Here is a 26,527-nt window from a genome sequence, read left to right as displayed (position 1 = left end):
ATGCGTCTGTTGAAGAACTGGTGGTTCGTCACGATCGCCTGCGCCTTGGTCATGGCACTGCTTCTGGCCATGGGACTTCCATTGTTCGTCGGTTTCCTGCGCCCCTGGTGGGTGCGACTGATCTGCGTGCTGGGTGTAGCGGCGGTCTGGGGCCTCTTCGCCTTCCTGCGCCGGCACAAGGCGCAAAAGGCCGCGCGGGCGCTTGGCGAGGAACTGGCGCCATCGGCCGAGGAAGAGGAAGATCGCGCCCTGGGCCAGCGCATGCGCGATGCCCTGGCGCAGCTCAGAGGGGCCTCGGGCAAGCGGCGCGACTATCTCTACACGCGGCCCTGGTACGTGATCATCGGTCCGCCGGGGGCGGGCAAGTCGACGGCCCTGCTCAATTCGGGACTGCGTTTTCCGTTCAGCGACAGCGCGGTCAAGGGCGTCGGCGGTACGCGCAATCTCGATTTCTGGTTTGCCGACGAAGCCGTCATGGTCGACACCGCCGGACGCTACACCACGCAGGATTCCGATTATCAGGTCGACCGGCGCGGGTGGACCTCGATCCTTGCCCTGCTGCGCAAGCATCGCGCCCGCCAGCCGATCAACGGCGTGATTGTTGCGATCGGCGTCGATGAACTGCTCGCGGCTGACTGTGCCCGGATCGATTCCCATGCCGCGGCAGTGCGGCGCCGGTTGACCGAACTGCGCCAGACGCTCGAAGTGTCGGCGCCGGTCTACATCCTGCTCACCAAGGCGGATCTGATCGCCGGGTTCACCGAGTATTTCGACGATCTCGACGTTGAGGGCCGCCGCGCCGTACTGGGCCACAGCTTCGCCTGGAGCGAAGGGCAACCGAGCGCGGAAGCAATCGTGCGGGCCTTCGACGGCACCGCGCAGGCCGTAGCGGACCGGCAGGCCAAGCGCCTGTTCGAGGAAGTCGATCCGTTGCGCCGCGCGCTCCTGCTGGGTTTCCCGGCGCAGTTCCAGTCCCTGCGTTCGCGCGTCGCCCGTTTTCTCGAAGGCACGTTCACGACGGGCGAGGAATCGCCGGCACGCCTGCGCGGGTTCTATTTCACCAGCGGCGTGCAGCAGGGCGCTCCGCTCGACCGTATTCTGTCGGGCATGGCGGATATCTACGATCGCCCGGCACAGCCTGCCCATGGTGGTTCGGGCCGCGCCTATTTCCTCAACCGCCTGCTCGGCGAAGTGGTCTTCCCGGAAGCCGGGCTGGTCTCGCACGATCCGGCGGCTCGTCTGCGCCAGCGCGCCCGCCTGATTGGCGGCCTTGCGGCAATGGGCATCGCGGCTTTCGTCGTCCTTGCGCTCTGGGGAGTGAGTTTCGCGCGCAACCGCATGTTGCAGTCCGAAATGCTGGCCCAGACCGAAGCGGCGCGGGGCCAGTTGCGCGATGCCGGGATCGATCTCAAGCAGGTTCGCGAAAGCGACGGAGACTTGCGCGCGGCGCTTCCCGCGCTCAACGGCCTGCGCAACCTTCCGCGAGGTTATGCGCAAAGCCGGGCCGGTGGTCCGCCGCTGCTCATGACGTTCGGTCTCTATCAGGACAGCCTCAGCCGCCAGGCCGACGAAAGCTATCGCGAGGCCCTGCGCCGGGTGATGCTGCCGCGCCTGATGCTGCGGCTGGAACAGTTCATGGCGGCCAGCGGCGGCGACGCCATGGCGCTTTACGAGCCGCTCAAGGTCTATCTGATGCTCGGCCAGCAGGGGCCGATGGACGCGAAGGCAGTGCGCCGCTGGATCACGGCCGACTGGGCGGGCGAAGTCTTTCCGGGGCCGGACAGCGCGTCCGAACGCAAGCAACTGGCGGAGCACCTTGATGCCCTGCTGGAGGACAAGGATCTCGCGAGCGTCTGGGCCGATCGCAAGCCGCCGCTGAACGGCGAACTGGTCGCGGCCGCGCGCAGTTCGATCGGCACCCTGTCGCTGGCGGACCGCGCCTATGCGGTGATGAAGCAAAAGGCGGCAAGCGCGGGCGGCGACTGGCAGGCGTCGGGCGTCCTCTCGCAGGGGGATGCCTCGGCCTTTGCCAATCGCGATCAGGTGCTTTCGGTGCGGGTGCCCTATTTCTTCACGCGCGAAGGCTTCGAGAAGAGCTACGTCGTTGGCCTTGCCACCGTGCAGCAGGACCTGGCGCGCGACCTCTGGGTGCTGGGCGGCGATGCCGATACCGGCGGCGTTCGCGACGAGATGAGCAATATCCGCCCCGGCATCGCCGGTCTCTATGCCAAGGACTATATCGCGGCCTGGGAAGCCGTGATCGCGGCGATGCAGCCGGGCGATTACTTCCGCGATCCCGCCGCTTTCGGGGCCGTGACCAAGACCCCATCGCCGGTCAAGCGGGTCCTGCTCGAACTGCGCAAGAACACGATCTTCGATGGCGGCGCCCAGGCGGTCGGCAAGCGGATGGTGCAGGAACGGATCAACCGCTCGGGCCTCGGGCGCTATGTCGGCGACGCTACCGAGGGCCGGGCGACGGGACTGGATGCCGGGGCCGAGATCACCAACTATTTCCGCCCGCTGCACGACTATGTCGGTGACGGCAAGAACCCGGCCCCGGTCGACGAGTTCGTGGCCGCGCTCAAGGAAGCCGGGCAGGCTGTGATCGCCGCGCGGTCGATCGGCGGCGGCGGCGGTGCCGATGCGACCCAGGCGCAGATGGCAGCCGCGATGGCTTCGGTTCAGGCCGCTGCTGCCGGTGCGCCGCCGCAACTCCAAGGCTTCGTGAAGTCCGCGGCAGGGGGGGGCGCGGCCGCACAAGTCAGCGCGGCGAAAGGCGCGGTGGCCGATGCCTATCTCCAGGCCGTGCTTCCCGCCTGTCAGGAGGCTACCAAGGAGCGGTTCCCTTTTTTCGGAGCAGCCGGGGATGCCTCGGCGGCGAGCGTCCTGCGCGTCTTCGGCATGGGCGGAGCGCTTGATTCGTTCGTCCAGCAGCGGCTGAACCCACTGATCGACACCAGCGGCCCGATCTGGCGCTGGCGCGAGGACGATCCGCTTGCCCGGACCCTTGATCCGGCCAGTCCCGAGCAGTTCGCCAAGGCGGCACAGATCCGCGACATGCTGGCGGGCGGGCTGACGATCCGGGTGTCGATGGCGACGCTGGGCAGCGGCGTCAGTGCCGTCGCGATGGCCAACGGCGGCGCCAGCTATCGCTTCGATGCGGCGCAGAACCAGCCGCGCCCGCTGTTGTGGTCGCTGTCGGGCGGGGTGCCGCATGCCGAAGTCGTGCTCTACGGCCCCGACGGCCAGGAACTGCGCCGCTTCGATGCAGAAGGCCCCTGGGCGCTGTTCCGACTGATGGGCACGGCGACCAAGGAAAACGCGGGTGCCCGAACGATCCGTGCACGGTTCGGCGAAGGCGCCGTCAGCGCCACGCTCGCCGTCGAACTGCCAAGCCAGCGCAATCCTTTCAGTCGCGGCGATCTCTGGTCGTTCCGCTGCCCGGTGACGCTATGATGGCACGCAGGCAACCAGTCGTGCAGCTCTTCGGGAAACTGCCCAGTCATGGCGATTTCATCGCGCGCGGGCTTACGGCGGGCGAGCGCGATGCGCTCGATCGCTGGCTTTCGGACGAGATCGACGAGGCCCGCACGCTGCTGGCGGAGGCCTTCGACGATCTCTATGACCGGGCGCCGCCCTGGTTTTTCCTGCAAGGAGAAGGGGACTTCGGCGATGCCGGAGTGCTGGCGCCTTCGATCGACCGCGCGGGGCGGCGCTTTCCCGTTTATCTCGCACTTCTGGGAATCGGTGAAGGACGCCGGGAGGCTGCCGCCCGTTGGTGCGAGGAAATGCTCCACCGGGCTTTCGCGGGCGGCTGGGATGCGGATCTGCTGGCTGCGCAAACGGCGGCCTTCGATATCGGTGTGCCGCCGTGCCGGACGGACAGAACCGTGCCGGGGTGGTGGTCGGACGGCGGCGAGGGGTTCCCGCCCGGTGCCTTGGCGGGCCGCCTGCCCGTGCGGCTCCTGATGCAGATGCTGCAAGCCGAGGAGAATTCATGATGTCGCAGCTTCGCCTCGAAAGTTTCGGGGCCACGCACGTCGGCTGTGTGCGGACGAACAACGAAGACAGCTACTGGGTCTCGCCCGAACGCTCGATATGGTTGGTCGCGGACGGCATGGGCGGGCACGAGAAAGGGGAATGGGCTTCCGCAGCGATCACCGGGGCGATCAGCGAAGTTACGCTTTCCCATGACTTCAACGCCGACTGCACCGCCATTGCCGATGCCATTCACGGCGCCAATGCGCGGATCTTCGCGGAGGCGAGGAAGCAAGGCGTGCAGATGGGGTCCACCGTCGTCGTGCTCCATGTCAGCGGCGCGCATTTCGCGCTGTTCTGGGTGGGCGACAGCCGGGGTTATCTGCTGCGCGGCGGCGTACTCCATCAGTTGACCAGCGACCACAGCCAGGTCCAGGCCATGGTCGACCGCGGCCTCATCGCTCCCGAAGATGCTGCCGGTCATCCGATGGCCCATGTTCTGGCCCGAGCCGTGGGCGCTCAGGCAGGTCTGGCCGTGGACGTCATCACCGATGAAGCGCAGCCGGGAGACGTTTTCCTACTATGCAGCGATGGGCTTACAGGCCGGATCGCGGACGAGGAAATCGCGGCGGTACTTGCGCAGGAGGGCCACCGGGCGGCGCTCGATCGCCTGATCGCGCTGACGCTGGAACGGCAGGCGCCCGACAATGTCACTGCCGTGATCGTGGCGGCGAGCGAGGCTACCCGTCTCGCCCTGCCGCAGGCCGCAGGAGGCGTGCAGCGATGAACGACGAACCGGGCAATCCCGAGGACCCCAAGACCGTGTTCGTGCCGATCTCGGACGGCGCCACCGGATTTCCGGCGGGAGGGACGAACAGTCCTTCGCCGACCACTTTCGCGCCGCGCCAGGCCCAGGTCACGATCCAAGTCGGCGACGTGCTCAACCATATCTTCGAGGTCAGGCGGTTCATTGCCCGCGGCGGCATGGGCGAGGTCTTCGAGGGTGTGAACGTCACCAGCGGCGAGCGCGTCGCGATCAAGGTGATCCTGCCCGCCCTCGCGGCGGATCCCAACGTCACGCAGATGTTCCGCAAGGAGGCACGCACGCTGACCGGGCTGCGTCACGAAGCGCTCGTCCAGTACCGCGTCCTGGCGCAGGAGCCGCAACTGGGCGTGCTCTACATCGTCACCGACTATATCGACGGCGCGAACCTTTCCCAGGAACTGGGGCGGATCAGGCCGGACACCGTCGAACTGCTTGCCCTTGTGCGGCGGCTGGCCAAGGGGCTGGACGCCGCCCACCAACTCGGCGCGATTCACCGGGATATCGCGCCGGACAATGTCCTGCTCGAAGGTGGACTGCTGGCGAAAGCCAAGATCATCGACTTCGGCATCGCCAAGGAGATGGACCCCGGCAGCGCCACGATCGTCGGCGATGGCTTTGCCGGAAAGCTCAATTACGTCGCTCCCGAGCAACTCGGGGATTTCGGCCGCGAGATTGGCCCCTGGACCGATATCTACAGTCTGGGTCTGGTCTTGCTCGCGATCGCGCAAGGGCGGGACGTGGCGATGGGCGGGTCGCTGGTGGATGCCGTCAACAAGCGGCGGCTGGTTCCGGACCTGACGAGCCTGGCCGAGCCCTTGCGGCCGCTACTGGCCGCCATGCTCCAGCCCGACCCTGCGCAGCGGCTGCGGGCGATGGCGGATGTGCTCGTGGAAGTCGAAAGGATCGAGGCGCAGCTAAGCCCGCCGAAGCCGACGGGAGAGGTGCGAGGCTCCGGGCCGGCCTGGCTCAAGTGGGGGGCAGGCGGGCTGGCGCTCGCGCTGCTCGCGGCAGCCGGAGTGTGGATCGCCATGCGTTCCGGCGAGCGGCCGCCGATAGCGGGGCCGACGATCGCGCCAGCAAGCGCCAACCCGGTTCAGCTCGCGCGTTCGACGATCGATTCCGTGCTGCCTTCGGTCAGTTGCACCTGGCTCCAGATCGTCGATATCAAGCCGGGAAAGGGCGGCCCCGACGTCGCGCTGGCCGGTGTCGCGGGCAATCCGGCGGCGGCGCAGAACGAGATATCGCAGGCGCTTGCCCAGCATGACATCCGGGAAGCGAACATCGATTTCAGCGATGTCGCGCAGATTACCCAGTCGGGCTGCTCGGCGCTGGATACCTATCGTCAGGTGCGGGCGCCGGATTCCCGTCAGCTCGCGGTGCCGCAGCGCAAGTTCGAGATGCGCATGCAGCCCGACGATCCCGCGCAGACCGGCTATCCCGGCGAGCGTGCCGCGAACGTCGTGCTACAACTGGCGATTGACGATCCCAAGTCCGACTTCGCGCTGATCGGCCTCGAACCTTCGGGTGTGATCGCGCCGGAATTCTCGGGACCGGGGACCGGTCTGCTTGGACGGGAGGCATTGCAGAAGCTGGCCCGCGAAACTCGCATCGTGACGGATCGGGGGGGCGACCGCTACCAAATGCAGCTCGACGTCAACCACGGCGGCTGGTCGGGGGTTCTGCTGCTGACCGGCAAGGGGCCGTTCGAAAAGGACGTGATCGCCCCGCCGATCGGCAGGCGCGGGCCGGAATGGACAACGCGTTTCGTCTCGGAGGCCGCCGACCGTGGCTGGCAGGCCCAGATGGTATGGTTCAAGACCGTCGATGAAGTGCGCGAATAGCACTCAGCCGCCTGTCTTGCGCTCGCGCACCTGATCTTCGTAGGCGCGGCGGAATTCCTTGGCGAACATGTCCATGAACGCCTCGTCCGAGCCTTGCGCGACGCCGCCGAATTCCTTTTCGTAGGCCTGCCACAGGGCGGCATCGCGCGCTGCGGGAAGTATCCGGGCGAGCAATCCACGGCTCTCCGCGCGCTTGCGGATCGCGCTCGGCGAAAAGCGGTCGAGCGTCGTGCGCAGCGCGCCCTGCATGGCGCGCAGGGTTGCGAGCTGGTGCGACTGGAGATCGAAGAAAGCTTCCTCAATCGCTGGTCCGGCATCCAGGAAACCGCGCGCGGGCGGATTGAGCAAGGCTGTGATCGCGTCCTCCGGAGTGCGGGAGAACTTGATCGGGTTGTTGCCATCGACCTCGAATGCCGTCGATTGCGCGCCCATCTGAGACTTCGCCCGTGCCCGCGCCTCGACCATGACCACGAGCCCGGCGACCAGGCGATGGAACAGTTTTCCGGCACGTTCCAGGAGAGCGGGATTACGCGGCGATACGCTCGTTTCCACGCCGGCGGCACGAAGGAATGCCGCGAGCAGCGCATCGGTTGCGGGCGGAGCAGGCGGAGATGGGGGCGATGCCTGCGGAGCGGCGCGCGCGCTGTCGGCGCCGGAAGGCGCGTCGCCCTGCACGCGCGGCATCGCGAAGTGCATGTCCGCTACGGGCGCTCCCGTCGGGGCGGGCGGGGCATCGGACCAGGGCGTGCCGCGGTCGAAGGGATTGGCAGGCGCTACACCCAGAATGTCCCTCGGCTGCGGGTTCAGTCCGAGAGGATCGGGGGCTGCGTCGATCGGTTGCCCGAATCCGCCGCGTGCCCAATCGACGACATTTCCTTCGGCCAGCCGTCCCCAGATGTCGTCCGGGGCAGGGGCGGGGGGGCGATCCGGCGCGGCGCTGGACCAACCCGATGCCGGTTGCTCCGGCGTTTCGGCGCTCGCCCAGGCCGAGGATACCGGTCCCGTGGAATCGGAGGCGGTGCCGGGCATGGGAGCCCATCTGTCGTTGCCGGAAGTCGAAGGCGATATCGGGGCGCTTCCCCAGGCGTCGGACTGACCCTGCGCGGCGTTGCTCCGGGAACCGGCGGGCACCGGCGGCTGCCCCCATCCCTCGGATGCGGGCGGGGTGGGCGCCCATCCTCCGCCACCGGTTTCCTGAAGGCTGCCCCAGCCGCTATCGACGGCGGGAAAAGACGGCGCCGGGTCGGGGGGAAATGGAAACGATGAAGGAGGCGGCGCGCCCCATGCATCCCAGCCGCTTGGCGCCGATGCAGCGCGCGGGGGAATTCCTCCACCATGCCCTGCCCCGTGAGATGTTGTCCCGGCTCCGACCGGCGGGAAGGCGAAGCCCTGAGACAGCGCCACCCGGATCCGGTAATGGCCGATGGTCAGCACGTCACCGTCACTCAGTGCCTGCGGCTGCATCAACCGATCGGGCCGGTCGTTGAGAAACGTGCCGTTCATCGAAGTATCGCTCAGGACATAGCGACCGTGCTCAAAGCGGATTTCACAGTGGCGCGAGGAGATGTGGTTGCGGGCATCGGGCAGGCTCCAGTCGCAACTGGGCGAGCGGCCGATCAGCGCGCCGCGTCCATCGAGGCTGAACTCCACCGGCGCGCCGTTGCCGAGCGTGGCGCTGTCCGCATTGACGATGCTGAGACGCAGCGTCATGCGGCGCTACGCTCGCCGGTCGTCCGCCTGGAACCATGTTCTGCCACGACTTCCGCCTCATGGAGCGCGCGCGCGAGGAAGGCTTTCGCATCGTCACCGAGATAGGCGACCTGGATCACTGCGGTCGCGGCGAGGCGGTTGGCCAAGCCCGGCACGGGCAGGATCGGCGCGGCATCGGTCGGCGCGATCGAGCCTCCGGAATAGAAGATGGCGCCCGCCAGGCTCCGCTCAGGCAGGTCGCGTGGCAGGGCCTGGGCGCGTTCATAGGCAAGCCGCCGCGTGCGGTCGTCCGGTCCCTCCAGCCAATCCCAGATGGCTTCGCGCGTCGCCTGCTGCTCGCGCGTCGGCGGCGGAGTGGAGAGGCTCGCTTCGATGACGCGGTCGACCGCCCAGTGAACGGCTTCGAAGCGGGGGAGGGCATGGACCAGGAAGTTCAAGGCCTGTGAGAGGTCGTGCCGCTTCAGCTCTTCGTAGCGAGAGCGAACGGAAACCTCCGGTGCGGGCAGCTCGGTTTTGAGGTCCATCAGAGCCGCTACCTGACGGGCCTGGGTAAGGTGGATGGTTCGCCACTCGGTCATGTCGGGCCGATGCTAACGTCTTTAATTGATTCGGACGAGTCCGCCGGTCAGGGTCAGAGTGCCCTTGCCGTCGGCCGAGGTTTCGGGAGATTCGATCGAAACCGATGCGGTGCCGCTGACGGTAATGTTGGGGGCGCTGATCGAAATCGACGTGGGCCGTATCTCGATCCTGGACTGTCCCACCTGAAGCTCGATGCTGGTATTGGCGGTGAGCTTGAACGACTGGACGACATCGAGAACATCGTCCTTGCCCACTTTGGTGCGGCGCTGTTCGGCGACTTCGACATCCTGATCGCGCCCCACCTTGAGGTTCTCGTCGCGGTGGATGGTCTCGTCATGGTCCAGCCCGACTTTCACCGACTGGCTGCGACCAACGTGGCGGGTCTCGTCCAGGCGAATGCGGGTGTTCATGAAGCGCTCGGCGTGGACGTAGAGCTCCTCGGCGCCGGTCTTGTCCTCGAACCGGATTTCGTTGGCGCCCGGCGCGCCGCTGTCGAGCGCCTGTGCTTCGGGATAGGCCTCGGCCTCGCCATAGCGTTTGGTCCGCCACAAGGCGCGGGTCTTGTTCGCGGGCAGCGGGTAGATCGGCATATGGTTGGCATTGAACACGCGCCCGACCACGACCGGCCGATCCGGATCGCCGCCGAGAAAGTCCACCAGCACTTCGTGGCCGACGCGCGGCAGGATGAGATTGCCGAGGCCGCCGGTCTGCGAAACGCGGATCCAGCAGGTTGCCGCCTCGCCCGGCGTGGTTTCGCGGTCCCAGTGGAAGCGCACTTTCACCCGGCCATATTCGTCGGTGAAGATTTCCTCTCCCTCCGGCCCGGACACCACAGCCGTCTCCAGACCCTGCACGAGCGGACGCGGTGTGGCCTGAGGAGGGTGGAATCGCGTTTCTGCAGGGATCGCCTCGAAGCGGACGTTGAAGGATGCCTCATGGGCATGGGCGCCGCTGCGATAGCTTTCCGCGACGATGCTGTGATAGGCCGACAGGATCAGATAGTCGCCGTTCATCCGGCCGATCTGGTGGCCGGTCACGGCAACCTTGAAACCGCAGGACAGCCCCGCCGCCTGCGAGGAACCGGTAAAGACCCGGCGCTGCGCCCGCATGGCGCTCATCATCGTGTCGCTGCGTTCGGCGCCGTGCGTCTCGATGTCGCCGGTGCCGATTGATTCATGGTAGAAGCGGCCGGGATAGACATAGATTTCCTGATCGTCGCGCTGGTGCTGCGCCTCGCTCTGGGTCTTGGCTTCCACGAACCGGTTCGGCGCGCGAAAGTCCCAGTCGCGCACGGTCACGCGCGAACCGGCCTGCGTGCTCACCTTTTCGCGCCAGCTCTGGAGGTGATGGCGCCCACCGCTGGCGCGTTCGGCGGAGTCCGCCATGAACACCGAAATCGAATTGGGCGCATAAGTCAGGGTGGGCGGCACACCGGCAACATGCGAGGCGGGCGCGTCGCAGATGACCATGACGTGTCGGTCCGCCTCGTGGCGGAAGAAGTAGTAGAAGCCTTCTTCTTCCATCAGCCGCGATACGAAGGCGAAGTCGCTTTCCTGGTACTGGACGCAGTATGCGCGCGGGCGCGGACTGTTCGAAAGCTTGAATTCGAAGTCGGATATACCTGCTTGCTGGAAGATTCGGCCGATGATGTCCTGCGCGGTGAGATCCTGGAAAATCGCCATCGCGCGGTTCTGGGCGAGAAAGTAGCTCCACGGCTTCAGGGCAAAGCGATAGCGATGCCCCGAAGGCGTCTCGTCGATCTGCTCGCCCGAGATCACCAGCCCGTGGAAGTACCGTTGCAGGACCTCGTCCTCCCGCACCTTGAGGGCGCAGGGTTTGCCGAGATGGGGCTGCAGGTCGATTTCCAGCGGTGCAAGAAGGTCGACGGTAATAGTAAACGGAGCGCTAAGCGTTTCGATGCAATCGATGCGCTCAAGTTCGACCTGCTCATCGCCCAGGTCGATCGACATTTCCGACAGTCTCGATGTGCCTGCCAAAACCGGCCTCCGACATGATTATTCCGTGCGTGTCTGGCTTATCCCACACGCGCAATGCAAGCATCTAACGGAGGTTGTTATACATTTTACGGCTTTCCATCCTTGTCGGAACGAAATTGTCAAAGTAGGATAAATGTTCCGGGGGCGGACTCATTAGCCGAAGAGGGCTTGATGCGAACTGTAATTCCAACCGCATTCGCGGGGTTGGCGGTAGCGATTGCCATGCCTGCGATTGCCCAGGAGAGTCAGGAGCCTTCGGTTGAGGGGTACTTGTGCATCTTCGCGGGCAAGTGCGGTGGTTCCGACGGCTCCGAGATCGCTGTGACCGACGAAATCGGGGTGACGGAAGGATTCCGCATCGCCCGTCCGGATGTCCGGAGCGGTAAGCCGGCCGGGGCCGCTTCCGGTGGCCGACGCGATACGTCGTCTCCTCGATCGCTGACTGCCAAGCCGCCCCGCGGCTCGGTCGCCTTGGGCGGCTCCCGCGCCGCTTCAGCTGCGGCGCGCCCTCCGCTGGGCGGGAGAGGAGTTGGCGGTCAGCGTGACACGGAGAGGGGGACGCGGGCGGATCTCATGATCGGCTTCAAGCTGAACTCCACGCAGATCACGCCGGACGGGCAGGCGAAGGCGCGGATATTCGCCAGATCGCTACTTATGTCCGAACTTTCTGGCAAACGTTTCCTGATCGAGGGGCATACCGATTCGCTCGGCGGCCTCGGCGCGAACATGGACTTGTCCCGCCGCCGGGCTCAGGCCGTGGCCGATTTTCTGTCGCAGCAAGGGGTCGAGCGCTCCCGGATCGAGGTGCGCGGCTTCGGTCCCAGCATGCCGCTGTCGGGGCGTAGCGCTTCCGATACTCGCAATCGCCGCGTGGAGGCAAAGCTCATTCCCTGAATCTGTCGCCTGCGGGCGAACGGAGGGGGGTGGCTGTTGCGGGAGGGGGACCTGGCTGTGATGACACTCGATGAATTGCTGGCGCCTGTATCCGGAGAGGCGCCGGGCGGTGTAGACTTGTTCGATCATCCTGATCGGCAGCAGATCGAGCAGGCTTTCGAGGCGGATGCGGCCTCCGTCGACTGGCGCGGGATCGTTGCACTGATCGAAGGGCAGAGCCGTCTTTCCAAGGATATCTGGCTGGCCATCTATCTCGCCCGTGCCGGTGCGCGCATGGGACGAATCGACGTCGTCGCTACCGGCTGCGAGATGCTGGCCGGGCTTATGGAGCAGTACTGGGACGTCCTGCATCCGTCTCTCGAGGACTACGGTTTCATCGGCAGGCGCGGGGCCTGCGAATCACTGGCTCGGATCGGCACGTTCCTGGGGCCGCTGAAGCGTATCGTGCTGGTGGATCATCCTCGGCTCGGCTCCTACACAGCCGAAGACCTCGAGCGTTTCGAGACGGAGGGCGATACGGCCGACGGTTTCGGCATGTTCCGTCACGCGATCGAGGAGACGCCGCCGGAAGCACTGGAGCAGGCTCTCGCCTCTCTGGCGCTCGTGCGGGGGGGCATCGAACGCGTTGACAACGCGCTGATGGCTAACGCCGGGGATGAGACCGGAACCGATTTCAAGGCGACCTATCAGGCGCTGGATGCCATCCGCCGTTCGCTCGTGCCTTATATCCTGTCGGAATCCGCACCGGACGATGCCGGGGCGTCCGCAGTGGAGGAGCCTTCGGAAAATGCCGTTCAGCGCGGTGTCGGGCGTCTCGATTCGCGGGAAGACGTGGCGCGGGCGCTGGACGCGATATCGGATTATTATTCGCGCCGGGAACCTTCCAGCCCAATACTCGTTGCATTGCGTCGGGTAAGGGGGTGGATAAACATGGATTTCATGGCATTATTGGAAGATATCGCTCCGAACAGTGTCTCGGAAGCGGGTTCGGTTCTGTTAACCAGAACTAACGAAAACAGCTCCGATTACTAACCGGGATATCATTCGATTTCGACAGGGATCGACCAGTTAACGGCCGTCACTGGCCAGCGAAAGGCGGGAAAAGCCATGAATTCAAAGAGTGGTCAGCGCTTCATCAAGGAAAACCGGGCGCCTCGCGTTCATATCGAATATGAGGTGGAAACTTACGGTTCGCGCCAGAAGATCGAACTTCCGTTCGTGATGGGCGTCCTGTCCGATCTCTCGGGCAAGAGCCTGGTCGACAAGAAGGATGTCGCCAAGCGCGATTTCGTCGAGTTCGACATCGACAATTTCGACGAGCGCATGGAAGCGATCGCTCCCCGTGCCGCTTTCGCGGTCGACAATACCCTGACCGGCGACGGCAAGCTGGCTGTCGACCTGACGTTCAAGTCGATCAACGATTTCCTGCCGGGCGAAGTGGTGAAGAACGTGCCGGCGCTCGCGCAGCTGCTTGAAGCGCGGCAGAAGCTGCAGGACCTGCTCGTCTACATGGACGGCAAGGAAGGTGCGCAGCAGCTGCTCGAAAAGGTGCTGAAGGATCCGGCACTGCTTTCTGCACTCTCTTCTGCGGATGCCGCGAAGAATGACGCCAATTCGGCCGAACAGGCCTGAGACCGGGGATAGGCAAGATGGCACAAGAGGCAGTTCAGGGCGGCACCGCATCGCTCCAGTCCGACAGCGCGCAAGTCGACGATTTCTCGGCACTGCTCCAGAAGGAGTTCAAGCCCGCGGACGACGTCCGCAAGAACCGGATCGAGGAATCGGTCAAGACTCTGGCGCACCAGGCGCTCGAAAATGCATCGATCATCGGTGACGACGTCTATTCGACCGTCGATGCCCTGCGTGCGGAACTCGATCGCAAGCTGACCGAACAGGTCAACCAGATCCTGCACAACGAGGAGTTCCAGGCGCTCGAAAGCGCGTGGCGCGGTCTTCACTACATGGTGATGAACACTTCGACCGGCAAGGACATGAAGATCCGCGTCATGAACATGTCGAAGGAGGAATGTCGCAAGATGTTCCGCCAGTATCGCGACGCGGCATGGGATCAGAGCCCGCTCTTCAAGAAAGTCTACGAATCCGAGTTCGGGCAGCTTGGCGGTCAGCCTTACGGCGCTTTCGTCTGTGATTACTACTTCGACCACACCGCGCCCAACCTGGAAGTGATGAAGGGGCTCGCGAAGATCGGCGCTGCGGCGCACGCGCCTTTCATCGCTGCCGCTGCGCCGCCGCTCTTCGGCATGGAAAGCTGGACCGAACTGGCCAATCCGCGCGACCTCGGCAAGCTGTTCGACGCGCAGGAATACATGGCCTGGCGCACTTTCCGTGCTTCGGACGACAGCCGCTACATGTCGCTGACGATGCCGCGTTTCCTGGGGCGTCCGGTCTACGGCGCCAAGACCGAACCGGTCGACGAATTCGATTTCGAAGAGGAAACCGGCGGCGAGCATGACCGTCACCTGTGGCTGAATGCCTCCTATGCCATGGGCACCCGGATCACCGATGCCTTCAACACCTATGGCTGGTGCACCCGCATCCGCGGCGTGGAGTCGGGCGGTACGGTCGAAGGTCTGCCGACAGCGACGTTCCCGACCGACGAAGGCGGCGTCGACTACAAGTGCCCGACCGAAATCGCGATCTCGGATCGCCGCGAGGCGGAACTTTCCGCCGCCGGGATGATCGCGCTGATCCACCGCAAGAACAGCGACCAGGCGACCTTCATCGGTGCCCAGACGCTGCACCGCGCCAAGAACTACGAGAACGTGGATGCCACCGCTAATGCCAATCTTTCGGCACGGCTTCCCTACATCTTCGCCAGCTGCCGTTTCGCACACTACCTGAAGTGCATGGTGCGTGACTGGGTGGGTGGCAATCGCGAGGCGGATCAACTCCAGCGCGATCTGCACAACTGGGTTCTTCAGTATGTAGACGGTTCTCCGGCACTGTCGAGCGAGGAGACCAAGGCGCGTCTGCCGCTCAAGGATGCCAAGATCGAGGTCGTCCCGGACGAAGAGAATCCGGGGTACTACCAGGGCAAGTTCATGTTCGTTCCGCACTATCAGCTGGAAGGAATGGACATCGCTCTCAGTATGGTTTCCAGATTGCCACGAACTGCCTGATATTCGGGACGAAACGATTTTTCTGCGGTGAATTGTTAGTCTATCGCAATGAGTGAGAATTATTGTCGCTTTTGGCGATGGGTATTTACAGGAGATAACTAATGGCAGTTGACCTATTCCTGAAGATTGACGGTATCGAGGGCGAAAGCCAGAAGAAGGGTCACGAGAAGGAAATCGATATTATTTCCTTCAACTTCGGTGCCGCCCAGCACGGTTCGTTCCACACCGGCGGTGCCGGCGGCGGTGCCGGCAAGGCCGAGATCCGCGATATCTCGATCACCAAGGAAGTCGACAAGTCGTCGCCCAAGCTGTTCAGCGCCTGTGCCTCGGGTCGTCACATCAAGGAAATCATCATCTACTCGCAGAAGGCGGGCGATGATCGCAATCCGCTGGTCTATTACAAGATCAAGCTGGAAGACGTGATCGTCTCCTCGATCGACAACCAGGGCGCGAGCCATGGCGACGCGATCATGGAATCGATCGTATTCAATACCGCGAAGGTGACGTTCGATTACCAGCCGCAGAACCGTACCGGCGGCAAGGACGGCGGCGTCATCACCGCCAGCTACGACATTCGCCAGAACGTCGCAGCCTGATAGCCGGTCCCACCATGGCGGATGCCGATACCCTGCTGCGTTCGGGCGATTTCGACGGTGCGCGTGCCGCACTGGTCGAAACCGTGCGGACGCAGCCCGCCGACCAGGCGGCGCGCATGTTCCTGTTCCAGTTGCTTGCGGTAGCGGGCGAGTGGGACAAGGCGCGGCGGCAATTGCAGGCGCTTGCCCAGCTTTCGGGCGAGGCGCAGATGCTTGCCGTTGCCTATGGCCAGGCGATCGACGCCGAGCTGGAACGTGCAGAGGTCCTTGCCGGGCGTCAGCGGGCGCGCCAGCATGCGGCATCCGACTGGTGCGAGGGGCTGGTGGATGCCCTTCATCACCTCGGTAACGGACGGACGGACGAAGCGATCGCCGCGCGCGATGCGGCCTTCGATGCGGCCCCCGACACTCCCGGTCGCTTCAATGATGAACCTTTCGAGTGGATCGCAGATGCCGATGCGCGTTTCGGTCCCGCTTTCGAGGCGATCATCGGCGGTCGCTACGGAATTCAGCCTTTCGACCAGGTTGCCCGCATCTCCAGCGAAGGGCCGCGCGATCTGCGCGATCTCGTCTGGTATCCGGTCCAGATCGCTTTCAAGTCGGGACAATCCGTCGCCGGTTTCCTGCCCTCGCGCTATCCGGGCAGCGAGGTTTCGCGCGAAGTCGACGAGCGGCTGGCCCGTGCGACATGGTGGCATGCCGACGAATGGGGCGATCGTGGGTCCGGGCAACGTCTCTGGACGCTTTCCGACGGCGAGGACCGCGGACTGCTGATGCTGCGCGATCTGAGTTTCGACTGATCGCCATGGCCGTAAGCCACCGTCTCACGCCCACGCTGTTCGACAAGCTGGTGGCGGACATCGAAATTTCCGGGCTGAAGGACATCCATTCCGAAGCACCCGAAGTGTCGCGCGAAAAGTTCCGGCACTACGCGGTGCCGCGTCTCGATCGCTTCAACGAGGCGGCGCTGCGCGGCACCATCCGGCGCGAACTGGCTTGGCTGCTGAACACGACCAATCTGGAAGCGCTCTACGATCTGGAGGCTTATCCTCATGTCCAGAATTCGGTCCTGAACTATGGGCTGAGCGATCTGGCGGGCAAGCCGCTGACGCGGCGGGCGATACTGGCCCGCGCGCGCGAGATCCGCAAGGCGATCCGGCAATACGAGCCGCGTCTTGCCGAAGAGACGCTCAGCGTGGAACCGGCTGAGAACGGCGACCGGCCCAACACCGTCACGTTCGTCATTCGCGCCGACATTACCGCTGCCGCCCAGGCCATGCCGGTAAAGTTCCGGACCGAAATGGACCCGGAAACGGTGTCCGTCGACGTGCGGGAGTAGCGGCATGGATCCGCGCCTTCTGCGCCATTACAACGACGAGCTTGCCTATCTGCGCGAAGCCGCGCGGGAATTCGGCGAGGAGCACGAGACGGTCGCGGGGCGGCTCGGGCTGAAGACGCCGACCGATCCCGACCCTTATGTCGAGCGGCTGCTGGAAGGCGTGGCGTTCCTGGGCGCGCGCGTCCAGCTCAAGCTGGCCGACCAGTATCCCGAGTTCACCTCGCACCTGCTCCATGCGATCCAGCCGCACTACCTTGCGCCGATGCCCTCGATCTGCATCGCCGGGTTCGAGCCGAAGCAGGGCGACCAGAACCTGCTGACCGGCCATCATGTTCCGCGCGGTACGCAGCTTGTGGCCAACACGCAGGACAATGTCCCGGTGATCTTCCGCACCGGGCATGACGTGACGATGTGGCCGCTGACGATCGTCGAGGCGGAATACCTGTCCACCCGCGCTGCCGTCGCGTCTTATGCCGGGACCGGAGACGTGCGCGCCGAGGCCGGGCTGCGCCTGCGCTTCGCCGCGACGCCGGGCTGCGAACTGCCGCAGATCCGCGTCAAGGACCTGCCGATCCACTTGCACGGCGTGGAAGCCGTTCCCAACGAACTCTACCGGCAAATAATCGGCGAAACCCTGGGCGTGCTGGCGCGCTCGGCGGATGCACCGGCCAATGCGCCGTGGATGTCCCTGCCGCTTCCGGAGCAGGTCGGCTTCGAGGATGACGAGGCCCTGCTTCCGGCAGAGCAACGCTCGTTTCGCGGCTATCGCCTGCTGACCGAATACTTCGCCTGTCCCGAACGTTTCCTTTTCGCGCGCCTCAAAGGCCTCGACCGGGCCTTTCGCGCTTCGCCGCAGATGTGCGATGTCGTGCTGCTGTTCTCGCGGACCTCGGCCACGCTGGCACGCGCCGTGGACAAGAGCAACTTCAAGCTCTTCGCATCGCCCGCCATCAATCTTTTCGAGAAACAGCTGGACCGCGTGCAGGTCCGCCCGCACGATCACGAACTGCATGTCATACCGGATCGTACCCGGCGGCACGATTTCGAGGTCTTCCGGTTGCTCGACGTCAAGGCCTATGCGCGGGACAATCTCGATCCGCGTACGGTGGCGCCGCTCTATGCCTTCGGAGCGCTGCTCTACGACTGGCGTGAGGCACTGTTCTATTCGACGCAGCTCAGGCCGCGCAGGTTGTCGACCCGCGAAAGGCGCCTGCGGCGTCGCAGCGAATATGTCGGCACCGATACCTGGATCAGCCTGACCTCACCCGGCGATGCCTCGCGGCTGGACGACGTGCACGAACTGTCGGTGCGGGCGCTCGTCACCAACCGGGAACTGCCCGAACTTCTGTCGTTTCGCGGCGAGAACCATTTCACCGTTTCGGGCGTCCCGGCGCGCGCCGTTACCGTGCTGCGCGCGCCGACGCGTCCGCGTGCCCCGCTGGGGCTGGGCGATGCGGCCTGGCGCGTGATTGCCCATCTCACCCCCAACTACGCCACGCTTGCGCCGGAAGATCACGACGATCCCTCGGCCCTGCGCGATCATCTGGCGCTCTACGGGCAACAGGACGAGGCCGCGCTGCGCCGCCAGATCGACGGCGTGCTGGCCATCCGCTCCGGCAAGGTAATGCGGCGGGTGCCGGGCCTTGACCGCATGGCGCTCGCGCGCGGGCACCGCATTCGCATCAAACTCGACGATGCCGCTTTCGACAGGAGCGGCATGTTCCTGTTCACCGCCGTTCTGGAACGCTTCCTGGCCGAGTTCGCCAGCATCAATGCGTTCACCGAATGTCACTTCCACAGTCCGAACGAGGGGGATGTCGCGCAATGGCCGCCGCGCATGGGCAGACGCCACACCATCTGACCTTCCTCGACCGGATCAGGGCGAGTGCCCGGCGCTTCGGGATGTTCCCGGCAGTGCGCGGGGCGGAGGCGCGCGCGCCCGATCTGCCGCGTCTCGGTCATGCCCGTCGGCCGGACCAGAGCATCGTTGATCTGGCCCAGGTGCCCGCCATGTCGTTTCCGGCGCCGACGTTGCACTCCGTCGAGTTTCGCAACGAGCGCGCCCAGCTCAACGGATACTGGCTGGGGCTCACCGGCCCGGCGGGGCCGCTGCCCACCCATCTCACCGAATTTGCGACATTCGAGCATCGCTACGCGAAGCAGCGCCCCTTCGGCCGGTGGCTGGACGTGCTGGCGAACCGCATGTTGCAGTTCTTCTACCGGGCCTGGGCGGATTCGCAGCCCGCGGTCCAGGCAGACCGTCCCGCCGACGACAGGTTTGCCGATTACCTTGCGTTTCTCTCCGGAGCTTCCGAAGGGGTATCGGATCGCGCGGCTTTCCCGGCGCGCGCGCGGGTCCACTATGCCTCGCTGTTCGCCTCGCGCCGCAGCGCAATCGGGATCGAGGATTCGCTGGGACATCTGCTTGGCCAGCCGGTACGGGTTATCGAGTATCAGCCGCGCTGGCGGGAAATCGAGGATGAGGATCGCAGCCGCCTCGGCCGCGGTTTTGCGACGCTCGGTCAGGATGTCGTGCTGGGCGGCCGTATCCGTACCGCGTCGGACAGTTTCAGCGTGGCTATCGGCGCGCGCTCCTTCGCCGAGTTCGAGAAACTGCTGCCCGGCCAGCCGCGCTTCACGATCGCCTCGGAAGCGCTCGACGCTTTCGCGCCGAGCCATCTCGAATGGGACATCCGCATCGACATTCCCGAACGGGACGTCCCGCCCGCGCGCCTCGATGGCCGGACCCGGCTCGGCTGGACCGGCTGGATGAGCCCGAAACAAACGGACCGCGTCCGCTCCGACGCGCATTTACGGCGCATGAGACCGGCCCATATCGCCCGCTCACAAAGCACTGGGGAACTGTAAATGTCCGAGATTAGCCGTACCGCCCTGTTCGAGCGCCTCGGCCCTGTTCCCCTGAAGGCGATCGAGACCGCGACCAGCTTCTGCAAGATGCGGGGCAATCCTTATGTCGAACTCGTGCACTGGGTACATATCCTCCTGCAGGACCCGCGCAATGACATCGCGGCCATCCGTTCCGCCTTCGATCTCGACGACGCGCGCCTGACGCAGGATGTCGTTGCCGCGCTCGACTCGCTGCCGCGCGGCGCCAGCGCCATTTCCGATTTCGCGCCACAGATCGAGGAAGCGATCGAGAAGGGCTGGCTCTATGCCTCTCTCCAGTTCGGTGCGGGTCGGGTGCGTTCCGGGCACTTGCTCTACGGCATGCTGAAGACGCCGACGCTGCGCAACGCGCTCCATTCGCTCAGCGGCGAATGGCGCAAGGTCAGCCCCGACCGTCTCGGCGACGCTTTCGACGAGTTGATCGCCGCTTCGGCCGAGACCACGGAGCGCACCGGCCCGGTGCCTGCCGCCGGGGAAGCTGCCGGGGAACCGGGGGCGATTTCCTCCGGACGGGCTGAGGCTCTGGCGAAGTATTCGGTCGATCTCACCGCCAAGGCGCGGGCTGGGGAAATCGACTGCATCGTCGGGCGCGATGCAGAAATCCGCCAGGTCGTCGATATCCTTCTGCGCCGCCGCCAGAACAATCCGATCCTCGTGGGCGAGGCGGGCGTTGGCAAGACGGCGGTGGCCGAAGGTTTCGCCCGGCGGATTGCCGACGGTGACGTTCCGCCCGCCCTGGAAGGCGTGACCGTTCGCTCGCTCGACATTGGCCTGATGCAGGCGGGCGCCGGAGTGAAAGGCGAGTTCGAGAAGCGGCTGCGGCAGGTGATCGACGAAGTCGAAAGCTCGCCGACCGCCATCATCCTGTTCATCGACGAAGCGCATACGCTGATCGGCGCTGGTGGGCAGGCGGGGACCGGCGATGCCGCCAACCTGCTGAAACCGGCGCTCGCGCGTGGCCGGCTGCGCACGATCGCGGCGACGACTTATGCCGAGTACCGGCAGTATTTCGAGAAGGATCCCGCCCTGACCCGGCGGTTCCAGACCGTCGATGTCGGCGAACCGGAAACGGCCCAGGCGATCGACATGATCCGCTCGGTCGCGCCGATGATGGAGGCGCATCACGGCGTCGTCGTGCTCGACGAAGCGGTGGCGGCGGCCGTCCAGCTTTCGCAGCGCTACATTCCCGCCCGGCAATTGCCCGACAAGGCGGTCAGCCTGCTCGACACGGCCTGTGCGCGGGTGGCCGTCTCGCAGCATGCCACGCCTGCCATGGTCGAGGACCGTCGCCGCCGTCTCGAACTGCTGGAGATCGAGCGCGAGGTTGTCTCGCGCGAAGCGGCGGACCACTATCGCAGCGACGACCGCCTTGAACGCGTGGATGAGGAAATCGTCGCCGCGCAGGATGCGCTGGAGTCCGTGACGGCCAAGTGGGTGCGCGAGAAGCAGGCGCTTGCCGGGGTCGTCTCGGCTCGGGACGCTCTTCGCGCCGCGCGGGCCGGGGACGGCGAAACTGCGGATGAAACGGCTCTGGTTGCCGCTCTCCAGACCGCGCTGGCCGAAATGCAGACGGTGCAGGACGATGACCCGATGGTGTTCGGCGTGGTCGATCAGGACGCCATCGCGGCCGTGGTCTGCGACTGGACCGGCATTCCGGTCGGGCGCATGGTCAAGGACGAGATCCAGAGCGTGCTCACCATCTCCGACCAGCTCAAGGCGCGCGTGGTGGGACAGGATCACGCCATGGACGCCATCGCCAAGCGCATCCAGACCAGCCGTGCCAAGCTCGACAATCCGAACAAGCCGGTCGGCGTGTTCATGCTCTGCGGACCATCTGGCGTCGGCAAGACGGAAACTGCCCATGCCCTGGCGGAACTGCTGTTCTCCGGGGACGATTCCCTGATCGTCATCAACATGAGCGAGTTCCAGGAAGCGCATACCGTCTCGACCTTGAAGGGCGCGCCTGCCGGTTATGTCGGCTACGGGCAGGGCGGGGTCCTGACCGAGGCAGTGCGGCGCCGTCCCTATTCGGTCGTGCTTCTCGACGAAGTGGAGAAGGCCCATCCCGACGTCCACGAGATGTTCTTCCAGGTCTTCGACAAGGGCTTCATGAACGACAGCGAAGGCCGCTTCATCGACTTCAAGAACACGATCATCCTGCTCACCTCCAATGTCGGCACCGACCTCGTCATGACGCTTTCCGAGGACGAGGAAATGAAGCCCGAGCCCGAGGCGCTGGCCGGAGCGCTGCGTCCCGATCTTCTCAAGACTTTCCCGCCCGCGCTGCTCGGCCGCCTGCTGGTGCTGCCCTACTATCCGCTCAGCCCGGAGATGCTGTCCGGGATCGTGCGGCTTCAGCTGGGACGGATCGCGCGGCGTATTGTCGAAAACCACGGGATCGGCATGACTTTCACCGATTCCGTGATCGACCTGATCGTTTCGCGCTGCAACGAGGTCGCCTCGGGCGGGCGTATGATCGACGCGATCCTGACGAACACCATGCTACCCGAAATGTCGATCCAGCTGCTCGAAAGGCAGATGCGGGGCGAGGAAGTTGCCGCGATCGAGGTTTCGGCCGGGCCGGACGGGTTCCATTACCGCTTCGTCGACAGGAACAGCGCCGCGCCGGTAGAAGCGCCGGGATTGGTCGAGAGCCTTGTCCAGTAATCCAGAAGCAGACGTGATCTGCTCGAACCTCAGTTTTGAAACAACGCTTGGAGGTACGTTATGGCGACGCCCTTGAGTGGTTCGGTCGGCGTGTCGGGGATGAACCGCCGACAGGATACGATCACCGTCCAGACCCTGTTGACGCGTGCGGGATTGCGGCTCGGACTTGTCGACGGCCTTTGCGGGCCGAAGACCATTTCGGCGATCGTGCGTTATCAGCGGGGGTTTCTGCGCACCCCGGACGGTCTTATCGAACCCGGCGCGACGACATGGCGGCACCTGACAGGTGGACGCGCGAACGCCGCCCCGTCCGCGTCCCGTCCCGGTGCGGCTGCGCAAAGGGTCCCAGCGGCCGCCATGCGCGCACCTGCCCGTCCCCCCGTGGGCCGGGCCGCGCTGCCGGCACAGGCGGCACGGCCTACGCCTGCCCCGAACAGCAATACCTCTTTCACGACACTGCTGCCCCGGCCGGATCGCAATACAATCAATGCCGGACTGTCCTCGCCGTCCAACAAGACGTTGCTCGGCAAGTTCGGTTCGCCGCGCGAGAACTACAGCCAGCACGACCAGCCGATGACGAACAGCAAGCTACTCGCCCTGATGACCACGCAGTCGGTAGGCCCATTCCGGGCTTACGGCATGCGTTCCGCGGTCGAGAGTCTTGCGCGCGTGCTGTCCGATGTGCAGCGCGACATTCCCGAGTTGTACAACTCGCTCAGTTCTGCCGGCATGACAGTCGTGCGCAATGTCCGCGGCTCCTCGACTTCGATTTCGAACCATAGCTGGGGCACCGCGATCGATCTCAAGATCAACGGCAAGCTCGACGTCTACGGTGATGGCAAGGTTTTTCACGGCCTGCTTCTGCTGGCCCCCTACTTCAACAAGCACGGCTGGTACTGGGGAGCGGCTTTTCGCAAGGAGGATTCCATGCACTTCGAATGCAGCGCGTCGCTCATTTCGAGCTTCCCCAATCCATGAGCGCGGCGATGAAAAAGGGCGCGGCTCTGGCGGCCCTGCTGGCGCTGGTCGGCGGCCCCACCGCGATTGCGCAAGGCCAGGGCGCGGGGGCTCCCGGTCAGTGGGGCAGCAATGTCTGGTCCCAGGATCCCTCCACGAAATGCCGCTTCGTGATGCCACGCTCGCTGCCGTCCGGGCCGACATACTGGACCGGGGCCTGTCCCGGCGGCAAGGCCTCGGGCCTTGGCATGCTGCGTCGGCGTGACGGCGGGCAGAGCGGCGAAGTGTTCTTCGGCGAACTGCGCGACGGCGTGCCGACGATCGGGGTGATTGACACCAGCCGGGGCAATGAAGGTGGCTATATCGCCGGGCGCTTCGTCAGCGGAGATCTGGGGCAAGGAGAGGTCAAGTGGCAGGACCGGGCGGACGCCTTCAACGTCGCCGCTTCGGCCGCCCGGGCCGTGAGTTCTCGGTTCAGGGCGCAGAAGAATCTGGCGTCTGCCCGCTTTTACGAGCGGCAGGCCAAGACCCTGGAATCGCAGATCGAATAGCCCGCGATGAAAGCCTTCCTTCCTCTTCTGCTTTTGTCCTGTGCCGCCTGCGGTGCGCAGGCGCCGCTGCGCGCGGAGGCACGCGCGCCCGGCGGCCAGCCATCCAACGTGCCGTCCGATGTCCGGGCTTTCGTGGCGCGGCGCGAGGAATGCGAGCATTTCCTCGGCGAGGAGCCTTATGACGCGGCGCGGGCAAGGGAGCTGGAGCGCAAGGTGAAGAGCCTGTGCACCGGTTCGGACGCGAAGCTCGCTCGGCTGAAACGGAAATATGCAGGCCGTGCAGCGGTGATGGACCTGCTCCTGCGTCTCGATCCGGACCTCGAATGATGGCCGCTTCCCGCATCTCCTTGGCGGCTTCGGTCGGTCGCGGCGCGGCGAACTTGCGCGCGGATGTCTCTGCCGTCCAGCAGGCGCTTGGTCTGCGGGCAGGCGACCTTGGCCTCGTTGCCCTGCGAACCGACGGGATCATGGACGAGGCGACGATGACGGCGATCGGACGCTACCAGTCGTTCGTGATGCGCACCGGTTCGAGGGGACGGATCGATCCGAACGATGCCGTGCTCCAGCGACTGGCGAATACTTCGATATCGGCGCTGATGCAGGAGCGTCTGGAGGCCCGGAACACCCGCCGCAATCTCAGCGGCGCGGCGTGGTTCCGGGCCAACGAGGCGCGGTTTCCCAACAGCGACCGGATCAGCGATCTCAGCCCTGCGTTTGCCGTCCAGGTCGAGGCATTCGTGGCGATGCTGCGGCGGGCTTCGGCCACGGTGCGTGTCAGTTCCACGCGTCGCAACCGCCATCGCGCCTGGATCATGCACTATGCATGGCGGATCGCCGGTGGGGACATCCAGCCCGGCGCGGTTCCCGAGAATCCGGAGGTCGATATTCACTGGGACCACGGGGATCTGCGGGCTTCGCGCAGCGCGGCGCAGGCGATGGTCGACCTGTTCCGCATCCGCTATCGGCCTTCGCTCACCTCCAACCATATCGACGGCACCGCCATCGACATGACGATCGACTGGGACCGGGCTATCGACGTGACCGATGTCCACGGGCGGACCCGGCGTATCGATCATCCGCGTTCGGGAAGCACCAACAGCGATCTCCATGCCATCGGTGCCGGTTACGGGGTTCGCAAGCTGGCGAGCGATCCGCCGCACTGGTCCGCCGATGGACATTGAGATGGTACTATTGCGCGGCCGGGAAAAGGCAGTCGAGGTCTTTCGGCTATCAATTGAAGTTTAATATCGTTGCGTAACTTTCAGTCAAAATCTTATGGTGGAGTTGTTATGAAAAAGATCATTCTGTCTGTCAGCGGCGTTCTTCTGGCTGTGGCAAGCTTGAATACGGCGGTTGTTGCTGCCGAAAAGAAGTGCGGCTCGGGCCTCGGCGGTGCGGCGATCGGCGGTGCGATGGGCGGTCTGCTCGGCAACAAGCTGAGCAAGGACAAGACCGTGGGTACGGTCGTAGGCGCGCTGGGCGGCGCGATCGTCGGCTCGATCATCGCCAAGCAGCTTGACCAGTGCGAGAAGGAAAAGATGGCCGAAGCGACCGTCAGCGCCGTCAATGCGCCGACCGGCAAGGCCCAGGCCTGGAAGAGTGACAGCCGCGACGACGTTCACGGCACCGTCACTGCCGCGGCTCCGGAAAAGCTGGCCGACGGCCGCCAGTGCCGTACCGTGACCAATGTCGCCTATATCTCGGGCAAGGAAGTGCGCGAGACGCCGCGTCTCTGCCGCACGCCCCCGGCCAGCGACTGGAAGGTCGCCTGACCTTGCGCCGTCTGGCGCCATTGTTCTGTCTGACTGCGCTGGTGCCCCAAGCGGCACTGGCGCAGAAGGCCGAGCAGACTTATTGCGCATCCTTCGATCTGCCGGATGCCTATCAGACGGCGGGTTTCGCGTCGCCGATGACCTATTCGGTGTCGAACACGCCCAGCGGCAAGGTCCTGCTGGCCGAGGGGCAGATCCTGCCCGGTGAGGCGCAGCGGCTTGAACAGGCGCTGCGCAAGGCGGGGCCGATCGAGGAAGTCTGGTTCAATTCGCCCGGCGGTGCGGCGATGGAGGGGCCTTACATGGGCCGCGTCATCCGCGCCCGGAACCTCGCCGTGCGCCTGCGTAGTAATCACTCCTGCATCAGCGCCTGTTCTTATGCCTTCCTGGGCGGGGTCGTGCGGACTGTCGAGCCAGGTGCCTACTACGGCGTCCATATGTTCAGCGGCACCGGAAATCCCCAACAGATGCTCGATCTGCTGAACCGCTTCCAGACCGTGAACTCGAAGCGGGCGGAACTGATCCGCAAGGGCAATCCGCAAGGCCAGGTGGACCAGGCCGTCGCCATGTTCGTTGCCGAGGAGCTTCGTACCTGGGAGCAGGAATCGGCAAAACTGGCAGCGACGCGCGCGCGCTATCTCGTGGAGATGTCCCTCTCGCTCGATTTCATGACGGATGCCTTCAACACGCAGTCGGACAAGGTCTGTTTCCTCAGCCAGGCCGGTCTCACCCGTTACAATGTGGCGAACGCGGGCTGACCCCGCCCGCCATCG

23 protein-coding genes are annotated in these 26,527 nt (G+C 65.0%); 20 read left to right on the top strand and 3 right to left on the bottom strand.

Going from position 1 to position 26,527, the window contains the following annotated elements; translation table 11 throughout:
• From tssM to AC4D6D_RS22820, 4 genes are read left to right on the top strand one after another with little or no spacing between them, the layout of a single operon-like run.
• The gene (tssM, locus tag AC4D6D_RS22835) at window positions 1-3,456 is read left to right on the top strand and encodes a type VI secretion system membrane subunit TssM (protein ID WP_491327801.1); all 3,456 of its coding nucleotides are present in this window, start codon (window positions 1-3) and stop codon (window positions 3,454-3,456) included.
• Between the two features lie 20 nt (window positions 3,457-3,476).
• Window positions 3,477-4,001 carry a type VI secretion system-associated protein TagF gene (gene tagF / locus AC4D6D_RS22830; RefSeq protein ID WP_491327800.1) on the top strand — a complete coding sequence of 175 codons (525 nt, stop codon included), beginning with the start codon at window positions 3,477-3,479 and terminating at the stop codon, window positions 3,999-4,001.
• The gene (locus AC4D6D_RS22825) at window positions 3,998-4,765 is read left to right on the top strand and encodes a PP2C family protein-serine/threonine phosphatase (protein ID WP_491327799.1); all 768 of its coding nucleotides are present in this window, start codon (window positions 3,998-4,000) and stop codon (window positions 4,763-4,765) included. Before tagF ends, AC4D6D_RS22825 begins: the two co-directional genes overlap by 4 nt.
• A complete protein-coding gene (locus AC4D6D_RS22820; RefSeq protein ID WP_491327798.1) occupies window positions 4,762-6,645 on the top strand; it encodes a serine/threonine-protein kinase in 1,884 nt (627 codons plus the stop codon). The genes AC4D6D_RS22825 and AC4D6D_RS22820 overlap by 4 nt, the downstream gene beginning before the upstream one ends.
• 3 nt (window positions 6,646-6,648) lie before the next feature.
• Here the strand turns inward: AC4D6D_RS22820 and tagH are convergent, their stop codons facing one another.
• From tagH to AC4D6D_RS22805, 3 genes are read right to left on the bottom strand one after another with little or no spacing between them, the layout of a single operon-like run.
• Window positions 6,649-8,355, bottom strand: coding sequence for a type VI secretion system-associated FHA domain protein TagH (tagH, locus tag AC4D6D_RS22815; protein ID WP_491327797.1), 1,707 nt, complete (start codon window positions 8,353-8,355; stop codon window positions 6,649-6,651).
• Window positions 8,352-8,933: a DUF6931 family protein gene (locus tag AC4D6D_RS22810; protein WP_491327796.1), complete on the bottom strand. Its 582-nt coding sequence runs from the start codon at window positions 8,931-8,933 to the stop codon at window positions 8,352-8,354. Before AC4D6D_RS22810 ends, tagH begins: the two co-directional genes overlap by 4 nt.
• Before the next feature lie 21 nt (window positions 8,934-8,954).
• Complete coding sequence (locus AC4D6D_RS22805) at window positions 8,955-10,904, bottom strand: type VI secretion system Vgr family protein (protein WP_491327795.1); 1,950 nt, start codon at window positions 10,902-10,904, stop codon at window positions 8,955-8,957.
• A gap of 600 nt (window positions 10,905-11,504) precedes the next feature.
• Between AC4D6D_RS22805 and AC4D6D_RS22800 the strand changes: the two genes are divergently transcribed.
• From AC4D6D_RS22800 to AC4D6D_RS22725, 16 genes are all read left to right on the top strand, one after another.
• On the top strand, window positions 11,505-11,825 hold the full coding sequence (locus AC4D6D_RS22800; protein ID WP_491327794.1) for an OmpA family protein: 321 nt from the start codon (window positions 11,505-11,507) through the stop codon (window positions 11,823-11,825).
• A 60-nt stretch (window positions 11,826-11,885) separates the two neighbouring features.
• Window positions 11,886-12,857 (top strand): type VI secretion system protein TssA, encoded by a 972-nt coding sequence (locus AC4D6D_RS22795; RefSeq protein ID WP_491327793.1) that lies wholly within the window; start codon window positions 11,886-11,888, stop codon window positions 12,855-12,857.
• Window positions 12,858-12,932: 75 nt separating this feature from the next.
• Complete coding sequence (gene tssB / locus AC4D6D_RS22790; protein ID WP_491327792.1) at window positions 12,933-13,457, top strand: type VI secretion system contractile sheath small subunit; 525 nt, start codon at window positions 12,933-12,935, stop codon at window positions 13,455-13,457.
• A 17-nt stretch (window positions 13,458-13,474) separates the two neighbouring features.
• Window positions 13,475-14,965 (top strand): type VI secretion system contractile sheath large subunit, encoded by a 1,491-nt coding sequence (gene tssC / locus AC4D6D_RS22785; protein WP_491327791.1) that lies wholly within the window; start codon window positions 13,475-13,477, stop codon window positions 14,963-14,965.
• A 101-nt stretch (window positions 14,966-15,066) separates the two neighbouring features.
• Window positions 15,067-15,561, top strand: a complete 495-nt coding sequence (locus AC4D6D_RS22780; protein WP_147220147.1) for an Hcp family type VI secretion system effector — start codon at window positions 15,067-15,069, stop codon at window positions 15,559-15,561.
• Window positions 15,562-15,575: 14 nt separating this feature from the next.
• On the top strand, window positions 15,576-16,361 hold the full coding sequence (locus tag AC4D6D_RS22775) for a type VI secretion system accessory protein TagJ (protein ID WP_491327790.1): 786 nt from the start codon (window positions 15,576-15,578) through the stop codon (window positions 16,359-16,361).
• 5 nt (window positions 16,362-16,366) lie between these two features.
• Window positions 16,367-16,900 (top strand): type VI secretion system baseplate subunit TssE, encoded by a 534-nt coding sequence (gene tssE, locus AC4D6D_RS22770; RefSeq protein WP_491327789.1) that lies wholly within the window; start codon window positions 16,367-16,369, stop codon window positions 16,898-16,900.
• Window positions 16,901-16,904: 4 nt separating this feature from the next.
• Window positions 16,905-18,761, top strand: a complete 1,857-nt coding sequence (gene tssF, locus AC4D6D_RS22765) for a type VI secretion system baseplate subunit TssF (RefSeq protein WP_491327788.1) — start codon at window positions 16,905-16,907, stop codon at window positions 18,759-18,761.
• Window positions 18,725-19,768, top strand: coding sequence for a type VI secretion system baseplate subunit TssG (tssG, locus tag AC4D6D_RS22760; RefSeq protein WP_491327787.1), 1,044 nt, complete (start codon window positions 18,725-18,727; stop codon window positions 19,766-19,768). The genes tssF and tssG overlap by 37 nt, the downstream gene beginning before the upstream one ends.
• Window positions 19,769-22,474 (top strand): type VI secretion system ATPase TssH, encoded by a 2,706-nt coding sequence (gene tssH, locus AC4D6D_RS22755; RefSeq protein ID WP_491327786.1) that lies wholly within the window; start codon window positions 19,769-19,771, stop codon window positions 22,472-22,474. It begins immediately after the preceding gene.
• Window positions 22,475-22,534: 60 nt separating this feature from the next.
• The gene (locus tag AC4D6D_RS22750; protein ID WP_491327785.1) at window positions 22,535-23,452 is read left to right on the top strand and encodes a M15 family metallopeptidase; all 918 of its coding nucleotides are present in this window, start codon (window positions 22,535-22,537) and stop codon (window positions 23,450-23,452) included.
• The gene (locus tag AC4D6D_RS22745; protein ID WP_491327784.1) at window positions 23,449-23,982 is read left to right on the top strand and encodes a hypothetical protein; all 534 of its coding nucleotides are present in this window, start codon (window positions 23,449-23,451) and stop codon (window positions 23,980-23,982) included. The genes AC4D6D_RS22750 and AC4D6D_RS22745 overlap by 4 nt, the downstream gene beginning before the upstream one ends.
• Before the next feature lie 33 nt (window positions 23,983-24,015).
• A complete protein-coding gene (locus AC4D6D_RS22740) occupies window positions 24,016-24,309 on the top strand; it encodes a hypothetical protein (protein WP_491327783.1) in 294 nt (97 codons plus the stop codon).
• On the top strand, window positions 24,306-25,163 hold the full coding sequence (locus AC4D6D_RS22735; RefSeq protein ID WP_491327782.1) for a hypothetical protein: 858 nt from the start codon (window positions 24,306-24,308) through the stop codon (window positions 25,161-25,163). Before AC4D6D_RS22740 ends, AC4D6D_RS22735 begins: the two co-directional genes overlap by 4 nt.
• Before the next feature lie 108 nt (window positions 25,164-25,271).
• On the top strand, window positions 25,272-25,754 hold the full coding sequence (locus AC4D6D_RS22730) for a glycine zipper 2TM domain-containing protein (RefSeq protein WP_491327781.1): 483 nt from the start codon (window positions 25,272-25,274) through the stop codon (window positions 25,752-25,754).
• 20 nt (window positions 25,755-25,774) lie between these two features.
• The gene (locus AC4D6D_RS22725) at window positions 25,775-26,512 is read left to right on the top strand and encodes a COG3904 family protein (RefSeq protein ID WP_491327780.1); all 738 of its coding nucleotides are present in this window, start codon (window positions 25,775-25,777) and stop codon (window positions 26,510-26,512) included.
• Window positions 26,513-26,527 lie beyond the last annotated feature (15 nt).

The organism is Novosphingobium sp. BF6, assembly GCF_058273105.1.
The sequence above is the reverse complement of the archived record's forward strand: the minus strand, read 5'-3'. Positions and strand labels throughout refer to the sequence as shown.